General features: G+C 32.0%; 13 protein-coding genes. All 13 read left to right on the top strand.

The annotated features are described in order from the left end of the window. The first annotated feature begins 5 nt into the window (after positions 1-5). Complete coding sequence (locus tag FS85_RS0111020) at positions 6-1,298, top strand: glycoside hydrolase family 71/99-like protein (RefSeq protein ID WP_010136349.1); 1,293 nt, start codon at positions 6-8, stop codon at positions 1,296-1,298. A gap of 322 nt (positions 1,299-1,620) precedes the next feature. Next, the gene (gene fucP / locus FS85_RS0111010) at positions 1,621-2,934 is read left to right on the top strand and encodes an L-fucose:H+ symporter permease (protein WP_010136348.1); all 1,314 of its coding nucleotides are present in this window, start codon (positions 1,621-1,623) and stop codon (positions 2,932-2,934) included. 12 nt (positions 2,935-2,946) lie between these two features. Continuing rightward, positions 2,947-4,398: a sulfatase family protein gene (locus FS85_RS0111005; RefSeq protein WP_010136347.1), complete on the top strand. Its 1,452-nt coding sequence runs from the start codon at positions 2,947-2,949 to the stop codon at positions 4,396-4,398. A gap of 11 nt (positions 4,399-4,409) precedes the next feature. After that, complete coding sequence (locus tag FS85_RS0111000; RefSeq protein WP_010136343.1) at positions 4,410-6,044, top strand: sulfatase family protein; 1,635 nt, start codon at positions 4,410-4,412, stop codon at positions 6,042-6,044. A gap of 5 nt (positions 6,045-6,049) precedes the next feature. Further along, complete coding sequence (locus tag FS85_RS0110995) at positions 6,050-7,630, top strand: sulfatase-like hydrolase/transferase (protein WP_010136341.1); 1,581 nt, start codon at positions 6,050-6,052, stop codon at positions 7,628-7,630. Between the two features lie 9 nt (positions 7,631-7,639). Beyond that, the gene (locus FS85_RS0110990; RefSeq protein WP_010136340.1) at positions 7,640-8,539 is read left to right on the top strand and encodes a sugar phosphate isomerase/epimerase family protein; all 900 of its coding nucleotides are present in this window, start codon (positions 7,640-7,642) and stop codon (positions 8,537-8,539) included. 6 nt (positions 8,540-8,545) lie between these two features. Further along, positions 8,546-9,406 carry an NHL repeat-containing protein gene (locus FS85_RS0110985; protein WP_010136338.1) on the top strand — a complete coding sequence of 287 codons (861 nt, stop codon included), beginning with the start codon at positions 8,546-8,548 and terminating at the stop codon, positions 9,404-9,406. Positions 9,407-9,411: 5 nt separating this feature from the next. Then, positions 9,412-10,200 carry an SDR family NAD(P)-dependent oxidoreductase gene (locus tag FS85_RS0110980; protein WP_010136337.1) on the top strand — a complete coding sequence of 263 codons (789 nt, stop codon included), beginning with the start codon at positions 9,412-9,414 and terminating at the stop codon, positions 10,198-10,200. Positions 10,201-10,210: 10 nt separating this feature from the next. Beyond that, positions 10,211-11,182 (top strand): type I phosphomannose isomerase catalytic subunit, encoded by a 972-nt coding sequence (locus FS85_RS0110975; protein ID WP_010136336.1) that lies wholly within the window; start codon positions 10,211-10,213, stop codon positions 11,180-11,182. A 134-nt stretch (positions 11,183-11,316) separates the two neighbouring features. Then, on the top strand, positions 11,317-15,537 hold the full coding sequence (locus FS85_RS0110970) for a T9SS type A sorting domain-containing protein (RefSeq protein WP_010136335.1): 4,221 nt from the start codon (positions 11,317-11,319) through the stop codon (positions 15,535-15,537). 60 nt (positions 15,538-15,597) lie between these two features. After that, complete coding sequence (locus FS85_RS0110965) at positions 15,598-18,882, top strand: T9SS type A sorting domain-containing protein (RefSeq protein ID WP_139062199.1); 3,285 nt, start codon at positions 15,598-15,600, stop codon at positions 18,880-18,882. A 5-nt stretch (positions 18,883-18,887) separates the two neighbouring features. Then, on the top strand, positions 18,888-20,837 hold the full coding sequence (locus tag FS85_RS16535; RefSeq protein ID WP_010136332.1) for a flavin reductase: 1,950 nt from the start codon (positions 18,888-18,890) through the stop codon (positions 20,835-20,837). A gap of 40 nt (positions 20,838-20,877) precedes the next feature. Further along, positions 20,878-23,121, top strand: coding sequence for a DUF7133 domain-containing protein (locus FS85_RS0110955; RefSeq protein WP_010136331.1), 2,244 nt, complete (start codon positions 20,878-20,880; stop codon positions 23,119-23,121). Positions 23,122-23,306 lie beyond the last annotated feature (185 nt).

Genomic DNA, 23,306 nt, shown 5'->3' with positions numbered 1-23,306 from the left:
TAAAAATGAAATTAAAGAAATTAGTAGTATCAGGTGTTGTGTTATGTTTAGTAACAACACTATCAGCCCAAACTAAACATGGTGTAACTAGTAAGTATAAAAGTTACAAAGGTTTGGTAATGGCAGGTTACCAAGGATGGTTTAGAGCTAAAGGTGATCCTGTAAATAAAGGCTGGGGACATTATGGAAATGGTAATAAGTTTAATGCAGATAACAATACCATAGACATTTGGCCAGATGTTAGTGAATACAAAAAGACTTATAAAACAGAGTTTAACTATAAAAATGGAAAGTCAGCAGAGGTATTTAGTTCTGTAGATAAAAGTACCACAGAATTACATTTTAAATGGATGAAAGATTATGGGGTGGATGGAGTTTTTATGCAACGATTTTTTGGAGTAACTAAAAATAAGAATACCAGTAAACCACAAGATATAATCTTAAAAAATGCTTTGGTAGAGGCTAAAAAGAATGGGAGAGCTATTTCTTTAATGTACGATTTGTCAGGGCTCCAACCAGGAGAAGACTGTTCTAGTGTGATTGAAGATTGGAAAATGTTGGTTGATAAGCTGAAAATAACAAATCAAGGAGAAGGGCAAACATATTTATACCATAATAACAAGCCTCTTGTCGCTATTTGGGGGGTTGGTTTTCCTGATAGACCTTATGATACTAGAAAAATAGGAATTAATAAATTGATTGATTTCTTAAAAAATGATCCTTTTTATGGTGGATGTTCTGTTTTATTAGGGGTTCCAACTTACTTTAGGGAGTTGAATAAAGATTGTTTGCCAGATCCATATCTTCATGAAATTATAGAGTCTGTAGATATTGTATTGCCATGGATGGTGCAACGTTTTACTCCTTTGGTACATAATGTAACAGATCATTTAAGAGATCATATTATAGAAGATATCAAATGGACAAAAGAACGTAATTTAGACTATGTTCCAGTAATTACACCAGGTTTTAGCTGGAGAAATTTATCGTTAAACCATCCTGATTTAGCAAAATATACTGCCTATGGAGCTATTCCAAGATTGGGAGGTAGGTTTTATTGGGATCAAATGACCACTGCAATTAGTGCCGGTTCAAAAATGATTTATGTTGCAATGTTTGATGAGGTGGATGAAGGGACAGCAATTTTTAAAGTTTCTAATACACCTCCTAATAGCGATAAAGCTCATTTTATCAACAATGATGATATGCCTTCTGATCATTATTTATGGCTAACAGGTTTAGGAGCTAAAATGTTAAGAAATGAAATTCCAGTTCAGTTTGAGATGCCTAAAAGATAGATATCTAAAGATTTTTTGAATTTTAGTGAGGAAGGAGAGTGTTAAAGCTCTCCTTTTTTTATGGGATAATTTTATTAGTAAGGGTATAAGAGTTAGTAGTTGTTTGCTAATGTGTTGACAGATAGTGTTTGTGAATAGTTTTAAGCTTGGGAGATAATAATGATGAATCCTTAATTAACACTAAAGATTATGGAAATTTTAATAAAAAATTAACCAACGCTCTTAATATTGCTAAGATAATTTTAGGTCTAAGAAACCATTTTATTAAACTAAATTTTAAAGAAATAATTAAAAAAGACATTACAAATTACAATTAACACAAATGAAAAATCAGAAAAAAATACCAGTGGTAGCTAAAAAAGATTTAGTTCCTTTTATCTTAATAACTTCATTGTTTGCATTATGGGGGTTTGCAAATGCTGTTACAGACCCTATGGTACAAGCTTTTAAAAAAGTATTAGAGTTATCAAATTCAGAAGCGGCTTGGGTACAAATGGCATTCTATGGAGGCTATTTTTGTATGGCATTGCCTGCAGCAATGTTCATGAGAAAGTTTTCCTATAAAGTAGGAATTCTAATAGGATTAGGATTGTATTCTGTAGGAGCTTTACTGTTTTATCCTGCTGCTATAACAGAAGAATTTTGGTTTTTTTGTATGGGTTTATACATACTTACATTTGGTCTAGCTTTTTTAGAAACAGCAGCAAATCCATATGCATTGGCTATGGGAGCAAAAGAAACGGCTACACAACGTTTAAATTTAGCTCAAGCGTTTAATCCTGTGGGGTTAATTGGAGGGTTGTTTGTAGCACAACAGTTTGTGTTAAAAAACTTACAATCAGATGATATTGAAGACTTTTCTTCATTAGAAGAAGCTTCTAAAATTTTAATAAAAACATCAGATTTAATGGTAATTAGAAATCCGTATGTAGTTTTAGGATTGGTGATAATAGGTGTTTTTGTATTGTTTCTAATTAGTAAAATGCCACAGTCTAAAGAGGAAGGGGGGATGCCTAAGATAGGTGAAACTTTTTCGGTTTTAGGAAAAAATAAAAAGTATGTACTTGGTGTGGTATCTCAAGTCTTATATGTAGGTGGTCAAATTATGTGTTGGACTTATATTTATCAGTATGCAGAAGGAATTGGGGTTGATAGTGTGACAGCTGGTTATTATCAAATGGTTGCTTTTATATTGTTTACAGTGGGTAGGGCTGTAGGAACTTATTTATTGAGATTTATGAGTTCTGGTATGTTGTTAATGATGTTTGCATTACTAGCTATGGCATGTGTCTTAGGAACTATCTTTATTCAGAATGTTACAGGTTTGTATTGTTTGGTAGGTGTTTCTTTTTTTATGTCTTTAATGTTCCCAACAATTTATGGTATTGCTTTAGGAGATTTAACAGAAGAACAGTCCAAGGTTGGATCTGCAGGTTTGGTTATGGCAATTGTAGGTGGGGCTTTGATGCCGAAATTACAAGGAAAAATAATAGATATAGGTGGGTCAGGTGTTGCAGACACAACAGTTATGGGGGTTTCAGAGGTAAATATTTCTTTTGTATTACCTTTTATATGCTTCTTGTTTATTGCATGGTATGGTAATTTAATGAATAAAACTTTTTTAACAGAAAAATAAAAATAGAGAATAATGAAAATTAATAGATTAATAAAAGGACTAATTCTTATAGTTTGTATTGGGTTGGTATATAGTAAGGCGAATTCACAATCTAAAAAACCAAATGTAATCGTTTTCATAGCGGATGATTTTGGTTTTGGTTCAACAAATGTGTATGGAGCATCTAAAGAATTAATAAAAACACCAAATATCAATAAGTTAGCAGATCAAGGTGTAAGGTTTACCAATGCATATACAACAGGATCTGTATGTACACCAACACGTTATGCATTTATGACAGGTGAATATTCTTGGAGGTCAAAGTTAAAGAAAGGTGTTGTAAATATGAATGATCCAGCCTTAATTGACGTGAATAAAAAAACGTTACCTAAATATATGAAATCATTAGGGTATCAAACAGCAATGGTTGGTAAGTGGCATCTAGGTTTTAAAGAAAAGCAATTCGAAAACTTATTGGGAACCATTTATCCAGCTCCAACTGATTATGGGTTCGATTATTCATTTGCACTCCCAAACAATCTTGATGATGGACACAAGGTGTATATTGAAAACAATAAAATATACGGTTTAAGATCGGATAAAATATGCGCATATGGGAAATCGTTTTATGGAAAGCAATACACGGGGTATGATGCACCTCAAAGAGTTACAGAAAATGTAACTGATGATTTAACAAACAAAGCTCTAGAGTGGTTGGGAACAGTAAAAAAAGACGAACCTTTTTTCTTGTATTATGCTGCTGCTGCGGTGCATCATCCAATTGTTCCTAGCCCAAAAATGAGAGGGAAGAGCAATGCTGGAGCCTATGGAGACTTTATTCAAGATATTGATAGGTCCCTAGGTGACTTAATCCAATTCCTAGAAGAGAAAGGTATTAGAGAGAATACAATTATTGTTTTTGCGAGTGATAACGGAGGAGATATTCCTAATAAAAAAGACATAATGCCAGAAAATTTTGCTGTAAACAAAGGATTAAAAATTAATGGTGATTATAAAGGTGATAAGCATACTATTTGGGATGGAGGATTCAGAATTCCTTTCATTGTTAACCATCCTAATGTATTAAAAGGGAATGAAATATCAAATGTTACTGTGTCTACCGTAGATATTTATGGGTTTTTAGCTGACTACATTGGAAATAATAAAGGGTTAGAAAAAAAGGATGCTCCTGATAGTTACAGTTTTAAAAAAGCAGTTTTAAAACCTACAAAATTTTATGAAAGACCCCCATTGGTACATAGAGATGCCTCGGGTAGAAAGGCGATTCGTTTTGGGGATTGGAAATATATAGAATCTGCTAATGGAGGACCTATGGATATAAGAGAACAAATGTTATTCAATCTTTCTACAGATGCTGGTGAAGCTACAAATGTGATTGATACACAAGAAAAAATAACAAACAAAGCAAAAGGGTATTTAGAAAAAGTAATAAATACACCATCAAAAGGTATTTGGAAAAAATAAATTTAAGAACAATGAAACTAAATATAAAATACCAATTATTGGCACTGTTCATATCAATAAGTGCTTTTTCACAAAATAATAAAAAACCAAATATTGTATTCATTTTAACAGATGACCAAAGTTCAATACCTATTAACAAACCACATTCAGCTGGTGAGTCTCGACCTTTTGGTTTTAATGGGGATAAATATGTACATACACCTATAATAGATGAATTAGCTAAAAATGGGATGATTTTTTCCAACGCAACAGTTTCAACACCAGTGTGTTCAGCAAGTAGATATTCTATTTTAACAGGACGTTATGCAGGAAGATCTAAGGGAAGTGTTTTTATGAAATTACACCCTAAAGGGAAAATGACAAGAGTAGAAAATAATGTTGAACTTGAAGAAGACCAAGACAACCTTGCTAAGTTATTACAAAAGGCGGGTTACAAAACAGGTTTTGTAGGTAAGAGCCATATTATAGATCATAATTTGTTGCACAAACAAGAAAAGCAATTGCCTCCTTTTAAAAGTTATGATAAAAAGGCGAATCCAAAAGACCCAGAGGTAAATAAAGCAATACATCACAATCATGAGATTTGGTGTAAAAGAATTCAAGATTTTGGTTTTGATTATGCCAATGGTGTATACGCAGCCAATTTAAGAGAACTATTCAATGACTCTATAAATGTACATAATGTTGAGTGGAAGAACAAAGCTGCATTAGATTTTATAGATCAAGTAGATAAAGAAGAACCTTTTTTCTTGTATTACAGTGAAACCATTCCTCATGGACCTGCCCCATGGATTAGAAGAGGGGGTAAATATCCTTACGGTTTGGATTCAAATCCTTCTTTCAATGGAGAGGGGTATGATAATAATGATTATAGCTATTTACCATCTAGAGATAAAATAAAAGAAGAGGTAAAAAGGCTTAATAAAGATGTTGATCATGCATGGTTAACTTGGTTTGATTATGCAGTGGGTGCTGTAGTAAAAAAATTAAAAGAAAAAGGAGTATATGAGAACACGTTAATTGTAATTACTTCAGATCACGGAAATTTTGATTATGAAAAGGCAACTTTATATGAAGGTGGTTTAGAGGTACCGTTAGCAATGCACTGGCCAAATGGAATTAAGCCTAATTCTACTTACGATGGGATGGTGCAAAATATTGACTTTACACCTACATTTTTAGAACTAGCAGGGGTTACAAAAGTAAAAGATTCAATAGATGGTCTTAGTTTAACAAATGTTTTAGCTGGAAAAGAAAAAAAAGAAATACGTGATTATTTATTCTTTGAAATAGGTTTAGCTAGAGGGGTTAGAACAAAAGATTGGAAATACATTGCCGTTCGATATGACGAAGCAAGCCAAAGAATCGTAGATTCAGGAAAAATGTTTAAAGGATATAAAGGTCATGATCATAAATTACCACATTATGTAAGAAATGGACATTTAGGATATTATGGTGCCAAAGATCATCCTCTTTACTTTGATAAAAATCAGTTGTTTAATAGGGTTACTGATCCAGAGGAAACCAAAAATTTATACAATATAAATAGTAAAAAAGCTGACGAAATGAAAAAGAAGTTGCTAGAAAAATTGGTAACATTTCCTGATAGACCTTTTGGAGAATTTATTAATAAAATGAAAAAATAAAATAAATGAGACAAACAATTTTTTTCCTATTAACTATAGTAGGCTTAATTTTTCCCGTAAACTCAAAAGCACAACAGAAGAAAAATTTACTTTTTATCATTGTGGATCAACAAAGGTCCGATGCTTTAAGTTTTGCTGGAAATAAAGTGTTAAAAACACCTAATTTAGATCGTTTAGCAAAAGAAGGTGCTTATTTTAGAAATGCATATACACCAATGGCTGTTTGTGGTCCTGCTAGATCATCTATTTTAACAGGTATGACAGTTGAAAATACAGGGGTAAACACCAATGATAAAACGTACTTCTACGACAAAGAACCAGTAATGACCTCCTTAACATTTGATGAAATTTTAGCTAAGAATGGATATCACAGTGAATATTATGGAAAGTGGCATTCGATGACAAATCACACCAAAGTGTATAAAAATCCAAAGAAAGTAGCTTCTAATGGAAAATCGATGTTTGAGCATGGTGGACAAAGTCACATGTATGCAGATTATTTAAATAAAAATTATCCAAAAAGGAAATTAAAAAAAGGAGAGCATTTAGATAAATTTACCAATAGAGCATACATTCCAAATCAAATGGATATTAATTATAATCTAGAATATCAACATTCCGATAATAAACAGTCTCAACCAAACTATCATGGTAAGTCATTAATTCCGAAAGAACATACCTTAACAGCTTATCAAGCCAAACAAACAATCAATGCTATTGAGCGTTTAAAAGATAAACCGTTTAATATAACAGTTTCTTTTCATTTTCCCCATGCACCAATGATTGTATCTGAACCATACTATAGCAAATATCCTGCAAAAGACATGGAACCTCCAGTAAGTATAAACGATTCGATGAAAAATAATCCATACAGTAATGCAAATGGTAGAAAACAGTTAACTTCTTTTGCTGACAAAGAAAAAATTAAACATATGATTTCAGAATATTATGGTTTAATTTCAGAGTTAGATGATTGGTTAGGTAAAATTTTTAAAAAGCTTGACGAAGAAGGTGTTGCAGAGAATACTTTGATTATATACACCAGTGATCATGGAGAAATGTTGGGGGCTCATGGAATGAGAGAAAAGAATGTTTTTTATGAAGAGTCTTCTCATATTCCTTTAATTATTAAAGATCCTCAGTCCATAAAACCTAAAACAAGAGTAGATGGATATGTATCAACAATTGACTTGTTTTCTACAATTTTAGATTATTTAAAAATAGAGGGAACCTATCCATCTGATGGGAAAAGTTTAAGAGGACTGATTGAAGGTACAGATAGGAAACATGGTAAATATGTAGTGACAGAATGGGATTATAGAGGAGATGTTTCTCCTAATTACATGATTGTAAAAGATGGTTGGAAAATGTACATTCCCAAAACATCAACTTCTAATGTAATAGATGTTTTATATAATCTAAAAGAAGATCCTTATGAAATGAATAATTTGTTAGGAAATAACCCAGATAGATTTAAATATCAAGAAAAAGTTGAGGAATTAAGAAGTGATTTATTAGAGTGGCTAAAGAAAAATAAATCTAAAAATTACCAAGGAGTAAAAGATAGAATTATAGTTAAGTCATAACCATATAAAATGAATACTCTAAAAAAAATAAGTCTCGTAATAGGTTTATTACTTAATTTTTCAAGTTGTACCTTAATAAAAGAAAAGATTATAAGTAGTGAAAAAGAAGAAAGGCCGTTTTATGCTTATAATTTTGGGTTGTTAGAAAAACAAACTCCAGAAGAACAAATTACCTCGTTGTATAGATTTGGTTATAGTGGAATTACATTTCCTATAGCCAATTTAACTGATATTAGAGAGTTAGATAGATATATACCTAAAGCAAATTCATTAGCAGACTTTAAGATATACAGTGTTTTTTTTAGATATAATTTCAATCAACCAGTAAGTTTTAAAGAAAGTTGGAAGTTAGTGATAGATAAAATACAAAATAAAAATATTGATTTATGGTTTGTGTTTGGAAAAATGATTCAAGGTGTTAATCAAGAGGTTGTAGAAGCAAAGTTGCGTGAAGTGGTAAATTATGCAACAAAAAAGGGGGTGACTGTTGTTTTATACCCTCACAGTAACTGTTATTTCTATGCTGCAGAACAAGCATTGCCGTTAGTTTCAAAAATAAATAGTCCAAATTTGAAATTAGCAGTGCATACTTGTCATGAGATGAGAGCTGGGAATGGATTCAGGCTAGATGAAGTAGTAATGAATGTGAAAGAATATATTGGAGCCATAACAATTGCAGGAGCAGATAAAACAGTGGACAGACGAACTTTTGGAACTATGGATAGCAGTACAATACAACCACTTGAAGTAGGGAAATTTGATTATGCTCCTTTTTTGAAAGCTTTAAAAAAAATTAAGTACAAAGGTCCTGTTGGTTTTATCAACTTTAATATTAAAAGTAAACCTGAAGATTATTTACCAAAGTCTTTAAAAGTTTGGAGAGAATGGGAATCGAAATATTTAAATTAAGTAGTGATGGAATTGATTAGAAAAAGTACAATACTGTTTTTTTTAACAGTGAATTTAGTTTATTCACAAACGGATGTGATATACGATGCTCCAGATCAGGTGGTATGGCACAAGCAATCACAAACGTGGTTTGTATCTAATTTAGGTGGTGGAATTTCTTTAGCAGAGGATGAAAATGCTTGGATAACTAGACTTGACAAAGATGGTAAGGTTTTGAATAAAGTGTGGATAGGAAAGAAAGAAAAGATGCATGCAATATCTGGAATGACAATTACAAAAAATTATCTATTTGCGTGTGATAGAAATGGAGTTTACAAGATTAATATTAAAGAGGCAAAGGTAGATGAGTTTTACAAGTTAGAAGGGGCTAAGTTTGTTAATGACATTGTAAGAGCCAAAAATGGAGATTTGTACGTGTCTGATTTTTTCGGAAATAAAATTTACAAGATAACTGAAAAAACAAAAGAGATTGAAGTATGGTTGGAAACCTCAAGGTTGGAATCTCCAGATGGTTTATACATGGAAAAAGACAAGCTTATTGTTGGTTCATGGGGTGTTTTAAAGACTCTTAATACTTTTGAGACGACAAAGTTTGGGGATTTATTGAGTATAGATTTAAAAACCAAAAAAATTACATCATTAGTAAAAGAAATCGGAAATATTGAGGGGATTACCAAATCCGGAAAACATTATTATATAACAGATTGGGCTTCTGGAAAAGTGCTAAAAGTAGATGCAAAGAAGAAAACCGTTGAAGTTTTTATCAGTGGTTTGAGTCACCCTACGGATCCTAACTACTCAGAAGAACTGAATGTTTTAGGTTTTCCACAACATGGAACTAATCAAGTGTTATTTATTAAACTTTAAGTATTATGGATTTAGGTTTACAAGATAAATTAGTTTTAGTAACAGCCTCTTCAGGAGGCATAGGCCAAGCAATAGCTACTACATTTGCGGAAGAAGGTGCAAAAGTTATTGTAAACGGAAGAACTACTGAAAAGGTAGAAAATGCAATTCTTTCTATAAAAAAAGAAGTACCCAATGCTCAGTTAGTTTCTTTAGTAGCAAATAATGCCACCAAAGAAGGATGTGATAAAACAATTGCTAAATTTCCAGAGATAGATATTTTAGTAAACTGCTTAGGTATTTACGAAGCCCCAGGTTTTTTTAATGAAATGGATGAAAATTGGCAAAATCTTTTTGAAACTAACGTAATGAGTGGAGTACGTTTGGCAAGACATTATTTAAAATCAATGTTGGTGAAAAAGAAAGGACGAATTGTGTTTATTTCAAGTGAATCGGCTATTTCTCCAGCTCCAGAAATGGTTCATTATAGTGCTACAAAAACGATGCAATTAAGTATCTCTAGAGCTTTAGCTGAAATGACTAAAAATACAGGAGTTACAGTAAACAGTGTATTACCAGGGCCTACAAAAACAAGTAATGTAGAAAAATTTGTGGGAGATTTGTTTCCTGAATTATCTCAAGAAGAAGCTGAGAAAAAATTTATAGAAGAAAATAGACCAACCTCATTAATACAACGCTTTATAAATCCAAATGAAATAGCAAATACAGTTGTTTTTATTTCTAGCAATATTGCTTCAGCTATTAATGGATCAAATATAAGAGTTGATGGAGGGTTAGTAAGAAGCGTTTTTTAAATTATTAAATATGAAATTATATCCATTAAAATTTAATCCTTTATTTAAATATAGAATTTGGGGAGGAGAAAAATTAAAAAAAACATTAAACAAAGAATATCAAGAAGAAAATATAGGAGAATCTTGGGAGATTTCTGATGTCAAAGGTGATAAAACGTTAATTGCAAATGGAGAATTTGCAGGACTAAGTTTAAGAGAGCTAACTAAAAAGTATAGGGGGGATCTTGTTGGAGATTTAGTGTATGACATTTTTGGAGAAGAATTTCCTCTATTAATTAAGTTTATAGATGCTAAGACTCCACTTTCTATTCAAGTACACCCAAGTAATGAGATAGCCAAGGAAAGACATAATTCTTTTGGAAAAAACGAAATGTGGTACGTAATGCAGGCAGATAAAGGTGCTGAGTTAATTGCGGGTTTTTCATCTGAGTTAACAAAAGAAGAGTATACCAAGCATTTAAATAACAATACAGTTTTAGATGTAATGCATCACGAAAAAGTAGAAAGTGGAGATACGTTCTATATTCCTACAGGACGAGTACATGCTATTGGAGCTGGGGTTTTATTGGCTGAAATTCAACAAACATCAGACGTAACTTATAGAATTTATGATTATGATAGAGTAGATGCTAAAACTGGAGCAAAGAGAGAGCTACATAATGACTTAGCCTTAGATGTTTTAGACTTTAAGGTACAGGATAACTATAAAACAGAATACAAACTAGATAAAAATGTATCAAACAAATTGGTACATACTCCTTACTTTAAATCTAATATTCTAGATATAGAGGGTGTTGTTAAAAAGGATTACGCTAAAATAGATTCATTTGTAATTTACATATGTGTTGATGGAGTGTTGGCTGTGGAAACAGAAGAAGATACTATAGTAATTAAAAAGGGGGAGACAATATTAATTCCAAATGAGTTAAATAAGATTAGCTTGTCATCCAATAAAGCAAAAATATTAGAAGTATATTATTAAGACTAGAAACTATTAAACTTCTAAGAAACTCTTACGTTAACGTAAGAGTTTCTTTTTTTATGAGATTAATTTTTTTTTAATTAAAAATTAAGTGTGTAGCGTTTTATTTGTTTTTGAAGTTAAAAAAATGTGAAATGAATAAAATTAGTCTTTCTTTATTATTAATATTTTGGTTTGCATATGTGAGTGTTAATGCCCAAAATATAGTCTTACCTGTGGAAGTTTTAGGACAAGAAGGAGTGGTAAAAGAGAGGCAATTTTATTTAAGCAACCAGCAAGTAAGTTTAGTAAACAAAGTATGGTTTCAGATAAATAATTTGAGCTATCAAAATAAAGGGTCTATTCAAATTAACAACGAAGATTGGATTTCCTTGAACCACACGAACTGTGCTATTCTAAGTCCAGAGAAAGAAAGAGGAGGAATGGTACATGGAGGACATAATACAATTCGATTTACCATACCTGCTGAAGGTTTATTAGAAGGGGTAAACAACATTAAATTCAGATTTGATTTGTCTGATGGAATTTCCAATGGTTATAGGGTAGTGAGATTTAACTTGTTGGATGTTAATAAAAATGATATTCTAGAAGAAAGCGTGTTCGAAGAAGATGATCCAGAACTATGGACAGATCCTTATACGGAGGATGGAGAAGCCTTAACAATAAATCAGTTAAAAGATAGTGTAAGTAAAGGAAAAAGTCTTTGGTATTATGGAAGAGGAGGAGATTTTGAAACAAAGAAAATGGGACAAGACTTATGGAGTAATTATTTACCGTCAACTAGAGATGGTTTCTGGTATGGACATAATTTAGGGAAGAGAAAAACGATTAGCGCAAAATGTGCTAGCTGTCATACACAAGATGGTAGAGACTTAGAGATTTTTTCGTATTCCAATGAATCTATTATTCAACGATCTGAATTTCATAGTTTAACTAAAGAAGAAGGTAAGTTGATAGCAGCTTATATAAGGTCTTTATCCAATTCAGATGGAAATACTACGGGAGGTAAGATTCATAGGTATGGTAGACCATGGAATCCACCTTATCAACCAGGACAACAATTAAAGGATAAACCTATTGAACAATGGTCTGCCGGAGCTGGTTTAGATGCAGTATTGGAAAAAGATGCAGATATGTTAGAACATATGTTTCCTAATGGTGTCAATCAAGAAGAGGTGTACAAAAGGTTTGATTCTAAAAAAATGTATGACCGAACTTTAATTCCATTGGCTATTCAATTTCCAGACTGGAAACATTGGTTGCCCATAATACACCCAATGGATGCATACACAAAGAATGATTTTTGGAACAATCCTTTTGCAAGTGTTACAAAAAGAACGTTAAAAGCTTTTGATAGATTTCCAAGAGATGAGGATTTTTTTAATCCCAAAAAAGGATACGAAGATTATAGAGATTACTTAGAAAACAATTTTTCTAAATCAGCGAAAACACTAGATGATTATCAATTATTGCATAAATGGAATCAGTTATTTCATCATCATTACAGAGGTTTTTTGGTACAAGGGACAGCTAGTGATGAATTTCCACATTGGAGAACTTCCGATGGAGAAGCAACTAAGAGTTTAGGAGAGGGGGTTCCTAGAGAATTAGCAGGGACTAGTTTAGCTAGGTTAATGGCGGTTCAGTTTTTTGAATTGTACAATGAATTTGACCTACAAGACAAAGCAAAAAAATTTATGAGACCCGATCAGGTAGATGGCTACAAACCTAACCCCAACAATAGACAGTGGTTTGGTAAAGATTATCAGGTGTTTGAAGTCCCTCCTCATTTCCAAGCATGTGTAAAAGATACTTATACCCCTGAAGGTGAAAAAATAATTGGAAACTGTCAATTTTTTCATGGGCAGCCTGAAGAAGTTGGCCAATTTGAGTCGACAAATTGGTATCATTTACAGCTAGTTTTAAATGGTGGAGAAGGAGGTTTTGTTCAAGGTAATGGACCAACTGATTATAATTACCATCCAGATTTTATAATGAAAGCGAGTTCTTCTTCGGGGATTTATGAACCCTTAAGATATTATCACTCTATGAATGCTAAATACCAAATAAGAGATTGGGAAGATGCAGGAGGACCAAATAATGACAGTAAAGGCTTTAGAATTAGAGTACAAGGGCCTTGGCATATTATAGGAAGGTCTGATAGCCATCAATTAAATAAAATACCAGAGAATGCTTGGCCAAAGTTTTTAGACAAGATTCAACCTGGTTTATCTGTTTGGATCTTAAATGCACAGTTAAAACAATTTTTAGAAGCAGTAAATAGTCCTGTGAATAGCATAGAAAAGTTTGAAAGATCTGAAAATGGTAGTAGCGATGGCTTAGATGCTGTTAGTAAAAAAACGAGTGATTTAAAAACGGATATGGACACTTTTGTAGGTTTAGATTACTGGGCAGATAAGATGTATTATTTAATACCTCAATTTATAGATCTAGGAGTAGATTGTAATATTATAGAGGACTTAATTTCATGGTCTAAAAAAGCTTGGCCTAATATAGACTTTGAAAAGTATAGAAATACAACGGAATTAAAGCTATTGATTGATTTGGAAGATCAAAGCGAGTGTAACACCAATCAGAATGTGCTGATAGCTCAAACAACTGGAGATGTAGAAAATTTAAAGTACGAATGGTGGATAGATGACCAAGAAATAGAAAATAACACCAATAAATTGTCTACAGAGAATATAAATACAGGAGCCCGAGTAAAGTGTAGGGTAACTTTAAAAGATGCCGTTTGTACGCTAAATAATTGGGCAGAAAACAACTTTATTTTACCATCTGAGGGACTGAACATTAAAATGAAGAAGAATGCTGGTGAATGGTTAGATTTTAAAAATAATATTGCTTGTCTTGATGATGTTTTTGAGCTAAAATTAGAAGCTTCTACCCAACCGTTGTTATGGCTTGATGCAACAAAGGTGAAAGAGACGAATGAGCCTACTAATAGATCATTTGTAAATCATTGGTACAATAAAGCAAATAATGGTTACGCTATACCAGTGCTTACTAATAATAATCTAAGACCAAGGTATGATAATGAAGGGTTGAATGGTTTGCCTGCTGTTGTATTTGGAGAACGTAATGCAGATGGTCTAGAATTGTTTTCTACATCAAATGATGAGTTTCTAAATAATGACTGGACGATGATAGTTACAGGTAAAGGGTATAGAGTGTCAAATAAATGGGGAGATTTAATGGGGAATTTTACGAACAATAAAGGGTTTGGGTTTAAGTTTAGTAAAGACGGTAGAAGTCAGACTGTTTATAATGACGAGAAACATTATGGGAAGTATTTTAAAGATGGAAATAATTTTATTATTACTACAGTTAAAAAAGGAGATAGAGTTCAGGTTTTTATTAATGGAAAATTGGAAGAGGATTTTAAAATAGATAATACCAATATGAGAACCTCTAGAGCTTTTTATTTAGGTCAAATATCAGGAGGAAATGCAAATGCTAATTGGTATCATAAAGGACCTATTTCAGAAGTATTGGTGTTTGATTACAGTATTCCAAAAAATCATCAAACTTATCTAGAGGGGTATTTGGCTCATAAGTGGAGAATGTCACAAGAGTTACCTTTAGAGCATGTGTATAAAAAACACTCACCATTAGATATTTCTTTAGAACAACCTGATGGAACTACAGTTTTATTGAATAATAATAACTTAAATCATACAATAAAATTAGATGAATCCAACAAATTTGGAAAGTTTACATTTTCCAAATTAGCCTGTTCTGATACAGTAAGTAAAATAGTTAGTATATCTAATAGTCAGAATATGGAAGAAAATTTTATCAAATACAGAATAGACAATGGGATATTTAATACTTCTGATGAAATTATTTTAGATACAGAAACCCAAATTACATTAAAACCAAATTATATTTTAGAAGGAAGGTATCAATGGGAAACACCTAGGGGGGATAAATTAGCGTATAATAAAGACCCAGAAATATTTTCTATAATCGATGAGGATAGTGACTATTTAGGTGAATGGAAACTACATATACTAACGGATCCTAATTGTTTAACGAATCCTCAGGTATTTAGTCTGCAAATAAAATATAACAAAGATTTAAGTACTCCTGAAGTAGAGGGAACGGAAATTTCCATACAGAATAATCCTTTTGGTAATGTTTTGAAAATAAATGGGATGACTGATGAAACCTATCAATTTGTGATATACGATATGTACGGCAAAGTACATATAGATAAAGAAATAAAAAAATCGAGTTCTCAAATAGATATGTCAAGTTTTAATTCTGGAGTTTACCTTCTTAGGATTCAGGACGATAATAGTACAGTGGTCTTTAAAATTATTAAAGAATAATAAGCAATCGTCACTGTATTAATCAATTCTTAAGATTGTATTAATACAGTACGTATTATTTTGTCAATATGGAAAATTATAAGAGTGGTTTTTTGGGATTTTGTTTTGTTTGTAACTATGGTGCACGCACAAAAAGTAAAATTACCAATAGAGGTTTTTGGCTTGCCTGCAAACATTTCAGTCAATACACCAGAATTACAAGGCTTAGGCTTAAAGTTAGGTGTGTCAGAAAGAAGGTTTACCATAGACGAAACGATGTTTAATAACATTGGTGTTGTTGATAATTTGTATTTACAAATAAATAACGCTAGTTACCAAGATAAAATAGCTGTTAGTGTAAATACAGCGGCTTTTGAAAGTTTAAATCATAGCAATACAGAGATTTATCCACAAGAAATGGCTAGAGGAGGTATGGTACATGGGGGCTATAATACAATTAGATTAAAGTTTACAAGTAATGCTTTTAAGGTTGGACAGAATAAAATACGTTTTCGTTTTGAAAAAACAGATGGTATCTCTAGTGGTTTTAGAATAATTGATTTGGATATTTTAGATCATTCCGGAAATAGAATTTTAAAGGGAAACTCTTATTATTTACCAGCTAATAAAACAGCATTAGCAGATCAGCAACCAAATGTAAGTTATTATACAGAAGATAACCCAGAAGAATGGAAAGATCCATATACAGAGGATGGAGTTGTATTAACTAGTTCTCAATTAAATGATAGTATTAATAAAGGAAAGGATTTATGGTATTATGGAAGGGGTGGAGATTTTGAATCAAAAACGATGGGGCAAGATATGTGGAATAGTGTTATACCCGAAGGACAAGAGGGATTTTGGTATGGTTACAATTTAGGAGGTCCAAAACTAATATCGGCTAAATGTACACATTGTCATACACAAGACGGTAGAGATTTAGAAATTTTTAGTTATTCAAACTTTTCAATTATAGAAAGAGCTAAATTTCATAGACTAACAGAAGAAGAAGGTAAGCTGATAGCAGCATATATAAGGTCTTTATCAGACAAAGATGGAGATAAAGGGAATATTCATAGATATGGTAGACCATGGAACCCACCTTACCAACCAGGGCCAGATTTGGAAACAAAGTCTGTCGAAGAGTGGTCTGCCGGTGCAGGCTTGGAAGCTGTTTTGGAAGACGACAAAGATATGGCAATCCAACTTTTTGGAAAAACATCAGGTTTTACACAAGAGGATATGGATACTTATTTCGATTCTGATAAGTCTCCAGAGACATTTACGTTAAAATTACCAATACAATTTCCAGATTGGAAACATTGGCTACCAATGATTCACCCAATGGATGCCTATTCTAAAGACAATTTTTACCAAAGAACCTATGAGGATAAAACACCTTTTGTAAGTATTAAAAAGAGTTTTTTAAACCCCCAAAAAGGGTATGAGAAGTATAGAGATTTATTGTTGAGTTATGTAGATGCCAATGGTAAAGTTAATTTGAAGAATTTACCAAGTTCAGATATTGATTTGTTAAAGGAGGGACACATAGAGCAAAGACTACATTATCGATTTTTTCAAGCACAAGTTTTAAGTAGTGATACTGAGGATATGGGGGGGCATTGGAGAACAGATACAGGTGATGGACTTAATGCAGTTACAACAGGAGTTCCTCAGGTTTTTGCAGCAACAAGTTTGGCGAGGCTAATGGCGGTAAAAAACTTTGAATTTATGAATGAGTTTGGACTTCAAGATCAAGCTCCTAATTATTTAAATCCTATCGATAAACCCTCAAGCAGACAATGGTTTCTTTCTGATGAGGATGGAAAACATGTATTTGAGATACCTGCTCATATTACAGGATGTCAAGATGGTAATTGTCAAAATTTTTTAGGACAACCTAAAGAAACGGGACAATATGAATCAACAAACTGGTATCAATTACAGATGGTGTTAACACCAGGCTATGGAGTAAATTCACACAATGGACCTGTAGACTTTAATTATCAGCCAGAATTTATTTTAAGTTCAAGTAAGTCATCGGGTATTATGCAGCCATTAAGATACGTTCATACTATTAACAATATGTATCAGACAAAAACATGGTCTGGAGATACAAATCCTAATGATGCCAATGGTTTTAGAATAAGAGTCATGGGGCCGTGGTATTTTCTAGGAAAAGAAGCAGATGCAGGAGCCTCTCAACTAGCAGGTTTTCAACCATTGGAATTTATAAAGTCTTTAAATGATTACGATTCTAATTTGTTGAAATATGTTTTAAACGCTCAGTTTAAGCAGTTTTTAAAAGAAGTAAACAAGCCTCAGAATAAATTTTATTTGAGTGATAATGATTTTTCTAGTTCCAATGAAAATTGGTGGAGGTATGACAATTTATTACCTGAAGTTCCAAGTAATGCCAACAATTTAAGAGGGCAGAATGGTTCGCAAAATTTAGACTCGTGGTATAAAACACAAATTTATGATGTAACAAAATCTGTAAATACAAAAGAACCTATGTATGCAGATCATATGTATTGGATGTTGAAAGAAGCTCAGAATTTAGGAGTAGACTGTGAAATTTTATATCAGGTTAAAGATTGGGCAAAAGAAGCTTGGCCTAACATTAACGAATTGATTGTACAGCATAATAACGTAGTACAATCTACAGAGACAATAAGTTGGGATAATATTTTGATAAGTTGTTCTGCTGCTAGTTTTATTGATGGAGATATGGTTTCTTTAAAATCGAAGAGCTTAAATGAGTATATAAGTATAGAAAATGGAATTTTAGCTAGTTTGTCGGAGAATGAGGAGCCTACACATAACGAAGCCTTTCTTTTAGAAGTAAATGGGAATGGTTATAATATAAAAGGGATGAATAATTTATACATGAGCTCTGAGAATGGAAACAACCCTATTAAAGTGAATAGAACCAATAAAGGAGTGTGGGAGTTAATTTCTTTAGTAAACCTAGGAGGTAATGAATATGGATTAAAAGGGAACAATGATAAATATTTATCTGTAGTAAACGGAGAAAATAACATGAGATTTAATGCCGATTTAATTAGTGACAATGAAATATTTACCATAGAAAAAATAAATAATTCTTTATCTAACGAGGAACAAAATTCTTATAATCAATTAGTTTATGTGTCTCCAAACTCAGTAATAAATACTTTAAAAATTAACGGACTCTTTGGTAGTACAAAAGTACACGTTTACGATTTCTTAGGAAGAAGACAAATAAATACTGTATTAATTGTTGAGGATGAATTATTGGATGTATCTAAGCTATCTTCAGGAATTTATATTGTAAATATTGAAAATAAAGAGAAGGTATATACACTTAAGTTTTATAAGAAATAGATTGAATGAAAGATTTGAAAGGCATTAAAAAGAAGGTGTTAAATTTTTATAATAATCCAAACACCTACAAAGTCTCTCTAATATTTCTCTTATTAATAGCTATTGCTATTCAAGGAGGAAAAGATTTTACATTTTTTAATAACAAATTAAAAACTGAGCCTAGCGTAGAATTAAGTCATATTAAGGACATTTTTCCATTGGCTCATAGTTTCTCTGTAAAGAATAAAAAAGGATTTCAATTTGTATTCTCAAGTAAAAATGATACCATCGGGAAAGTAATTTCTTCTTTTGCTTATGCCAAAAATATAAAAGGTTTTGCAGGATACGTTCCAGTACTAATAGGTATAGATAAAAATAACATTATTAAAGGAACTACACTTTTAAAGCATCATGAGTCGCAAGAGTATATGGAATATATTATAGATGATAAGCTTTTGTATAAGTGGAATGCCAATACCATAGAGCAAGCATATCAAACTAAGGTAGATGCTATTACTGCAGCAACCGAAACGAGTCATGCTATTATCCAAGGAGTCAATAATACATTGTCCTATTTAACAGAGAATGCAAGCTTAGGACAAGCTTTAAGTTTGAAAGAAATTATTCAGTATATACTAACTTTAGTAACAATACTATTTGCTTTGTTAGTATGTTATGTTAAGAGTTTAAAACAATATAGAACTTACATGCTAATTGCAGTGGCATTAGTAATGGGGTTTTTATATAAAACCATGCTATCTGTAGCATTGCTATATGGATGGCTTGTTAATGGCTTACCATGGAATAATAGTCCAGTAATAATATTGCTGTTACTGTTGTGCATTGTACTTCCTTTTACAACAAAAAAACAATTCTATTGCCATTATATGTGTCCGTATGGGGCTGTTCAAGAATTGGCAGGTAAAATTTCACCAATTAAAAAGAAAAAATCTTTAAAATGGTTAAAATGGAAAGGTATAGAAATTCAAACAATTCTTTTTACCCTACTATTAGTAGGGTTACTAATAGGTTTCTTTCCAGAATTATCTTTTATAGAACCTTTTACCTCCTTTTCGTATGAAATAGTTTCTTGGGCAATGATAGTCTTTGGAGTTATTTTTATTATTCTATCCTTCTTTTATTCTAAACCTTGGTGTAGAATATGTCCTACAGGGTTCATATTTGATTCCTGTAAAAAACAAACCAAATCATCTGATAAAATAATCTTATTAAATATGAAGAAAAGTGAAATTATGAACCTCTTGTTGATTTTAGTAATCATCATTTTACTATTAAAGATTGATCCAAAAACTACAGATAAGCTAGATCATCACAATACCAACCCTGAAAAAATAGTACAACCTAAGGATAGTATAACAAGTACAGAAAAGAAATCTATAGGAAAGAGACCTACTATGTTTCCTTTACCAGCTGTTGTTATTGGTTCTTATTCAAAAGATGGTACTCCCAACATAATGACAGCTTCTTGGAGCGGAATCGTGAATTCCAGCCCCTTAAGTATGAGTGTTTCTTTACGAGAAGCCACACAAACATATAAGAATGTAATGGAGTCTAAAGCGTTCACTTTAAACTATGCAAGTGAGGATTTATTACCCTATGTAGATTGGGTTGGTGAACATTCTGGTAAAGATTATAATAAGTTTAAAACTTTGAATTTAACTCCTATTAAGTCCTCAATAGTAAATGCTCCTTATGTAAAAGAATTTCCTGTAGTAGTAGAGCTAAAGGTCATAAAAATAGAAAAGTTAGGAAGACATACTCAGTTTATAGGTGAGGTAATAGATACCAAGGTAAACGAAGGTTTGTTAATAGGAAATAAAAAAAATAAAGTGGATATAAAGAAAATGAAACCAATTATTGTAGGCTCAGGAGGAGGGTATTTTGGTTTTGGTGAGTGGTTGGGGCAACCTGGAAAAGTAAATAAGGTTTTAGGGATTGAATTAGAACAAAAGTAAGTCTCTTGTCTTTTTGAATAATATATTGAAAATGATGACAATGAATTTAAATAGAAATAAAGTAGTTATAATAATCAGTTTAGCTATTACTGCTGTAGCTTGTAAAAAGGAAGGAAGAAAATATTTCGATACTAAGTATACAAAACCTGAAATTGTGAAGGAAGCTCCTTCTACGGTTCATCCACCAGAGGAAAGTTTAAAAAGCTTCTATTTGCCAAAAGGGTATAAAATTGAGTTGGTAGCAAGTGAGCCTATGATAGATGAACCTGTAACTCTAGCTTGGGATGGTGATGGAAAAATGTATGTAGCTGAAATGAATACCTATATGCAGGATGTGGATGGTACAGGAACGAATAGATCTATTAGTAAAATAAAACAATTAGTTGATACTGATGGAGATGGTAAAATGGATAAGAGTACTGTTTTTATAGATAGTTTATTACTTCCTAGAATGATTTTACCACTAGAAGATGGAGAATTAATTGTAAATGAAACCTACTCTTACGATTTGTGGTTGTACAAAGACACTGATAAAGATGGAGTAGCAGATACAAAGAAAAGAGTTTATTATGTACCTAAACGTAGAGGAGGAAATTTAGAGCATCAGCAAAGTGGTTTGTTATGGAATCTAGACAATTATGTCTATACTACATACAATCCAATGAGGTTTAAATTTAAAAAAGGTGGAGTAGTAGAGGTAGATACTTTAGACTATATGCCATCTGGACAATGGGGGTTAACACAAGACGATATGGGGATAATGTATTACTCTGCAGCTGGTGGTGAAAATCCAGCTTATGGTTTTGGTCAACATGCGCAATATGGAGATTTTAGTCCTAAAGAAAGATTAGAAAAAGGTTTTAATGAAACTTGGCCAATTGTAGGTACTCCAGATGTACAAGGAGGCCCTAGAAGATTAAAAGAAGACGGAACATTAAATCACTTTACAGGAGTTGCTGGGCAAGAAATATATAGAGGTCACAGACTACCAGAAAATACGTATGGAGATTTATTTATACCAGAGCCAGTGGGTAGATTTATAAGAAGGGCTAAGGTAAAAAATATAGAAGGTCTAAGGGTTTTGGAGAATGCTTATTACCAAACAGAATTTTTAGCATCTACAGATTTAAACTTTAGACCTGTTTGGTCTAAAACGGGCCCAGATGGAACCTTGTATATAGTAGATATGTATAGAGGTATTATTCAAGAGAGTAATTGGACAAGAAAAGGAAGTAAAATTAGACCTGTAATTAAGCGTAAAAAGTTAGATAAGAATATTGGGAGAGGAAGAATTTATAGAATTGTTCATGAGGATTTTAAACCAGATGATCAGCCACAACTATTAAATAAATCAGCTAAAGAGTTAATTCCGTACTTAGGTCACCGTAATGGTTGGTATAGGAATACTGCTCAAAAGCTAATTATACTAAAAGAGGATTTGTCAGTGGTTCCTCTATTAAAAGAAATTGCTACTCAAAATCAGAGTGTATGGTCTAAATGGTTTGGAGATGACAAAAAGGATTATGGGTTAGAAAGAATTCACGCTTTATGGACTTTAGAAGGACTAGGTGTTGTAGAAAAAGATTTTATAATAGAGAAATTCAAAGATGAAGATCCAAGAGTTCGTATGAATGCCATAAGGTTAAGCGAATGTTTTATAAAAAACGAAGAGATAGATTTGTTTAGTGAATATAAAATTTTATCGGAGGATGCTTCTATTGAGGTTATAAATCAACTGGCTTTAAGTTTAAGGTATAGCGATACGAAACAAGCTAGTTCTTTATTGAAAAAAATAAAAAATCAGTATCAAGATAATATAGTGATATCTCATTCAGCAAAAGAAAGTTTAAAGAAAGATGATTTAGCACTTTTAGCACTACAAAATAAAATTAAAGGTTGGGCACCAGGAGATAAATCAAGTATTATTAGAGGTTATAATATTTATAATGGATTATGTATTACTTGTCATGGGGCTGATTTAAAAGGGGTACCTAATGAAGATGGCTCGTTGGTTGCTCCTCCATTAGTTGGAAGTAAACGTGTTAAAGGCGATAAAAAACGCTTGGTTAAACTGGTTTTAAATGGGTTAATAGGAGAGGTAGATGGAGTTGATTATGGAGTAATGATGTCTTTAAAAGATAATCACAATGGATGGATTGCAGATGTGTTAAGTTATATAAGGGCAATGAACGGTAAAGGTGTTGTAAAAGGACATGAGGTAGGAAAAATAAAAGTGAACAATAAGAGGAAAGACTATTGGACCTTAAAGGAGTTGAATAAGTAATTTTTCAGCTATGAAAAGAGAAAAGACGAAGTTTTTATGCTTGTTGTTTTTACTACTAATAGTTTTTTGAAAATCAGAAAAATAGCTGGTTAAAATTAGGGGAAAGTAAATAGAAATTAAACCTATTCATATGATTTATGGAAGTGTACAGATACTAATTTCATTAGAAAATGTGCCAACAGTAC

Origin of the sequence: Ochrovirga pacifica (genome assembly GCF_000220525.1) — a bacterium.
Lineage (GTDB): Bacteria > Bacteroidota > Bacteroidia > Flavobacteriales > Flavobacteriaceae > Ochrovirga > Ochrovirga pacifica.
Note: the sequence above shows the minus strand (reverse complement) of the source record. Positions and strands in the feature narration are given on the sequence as shown.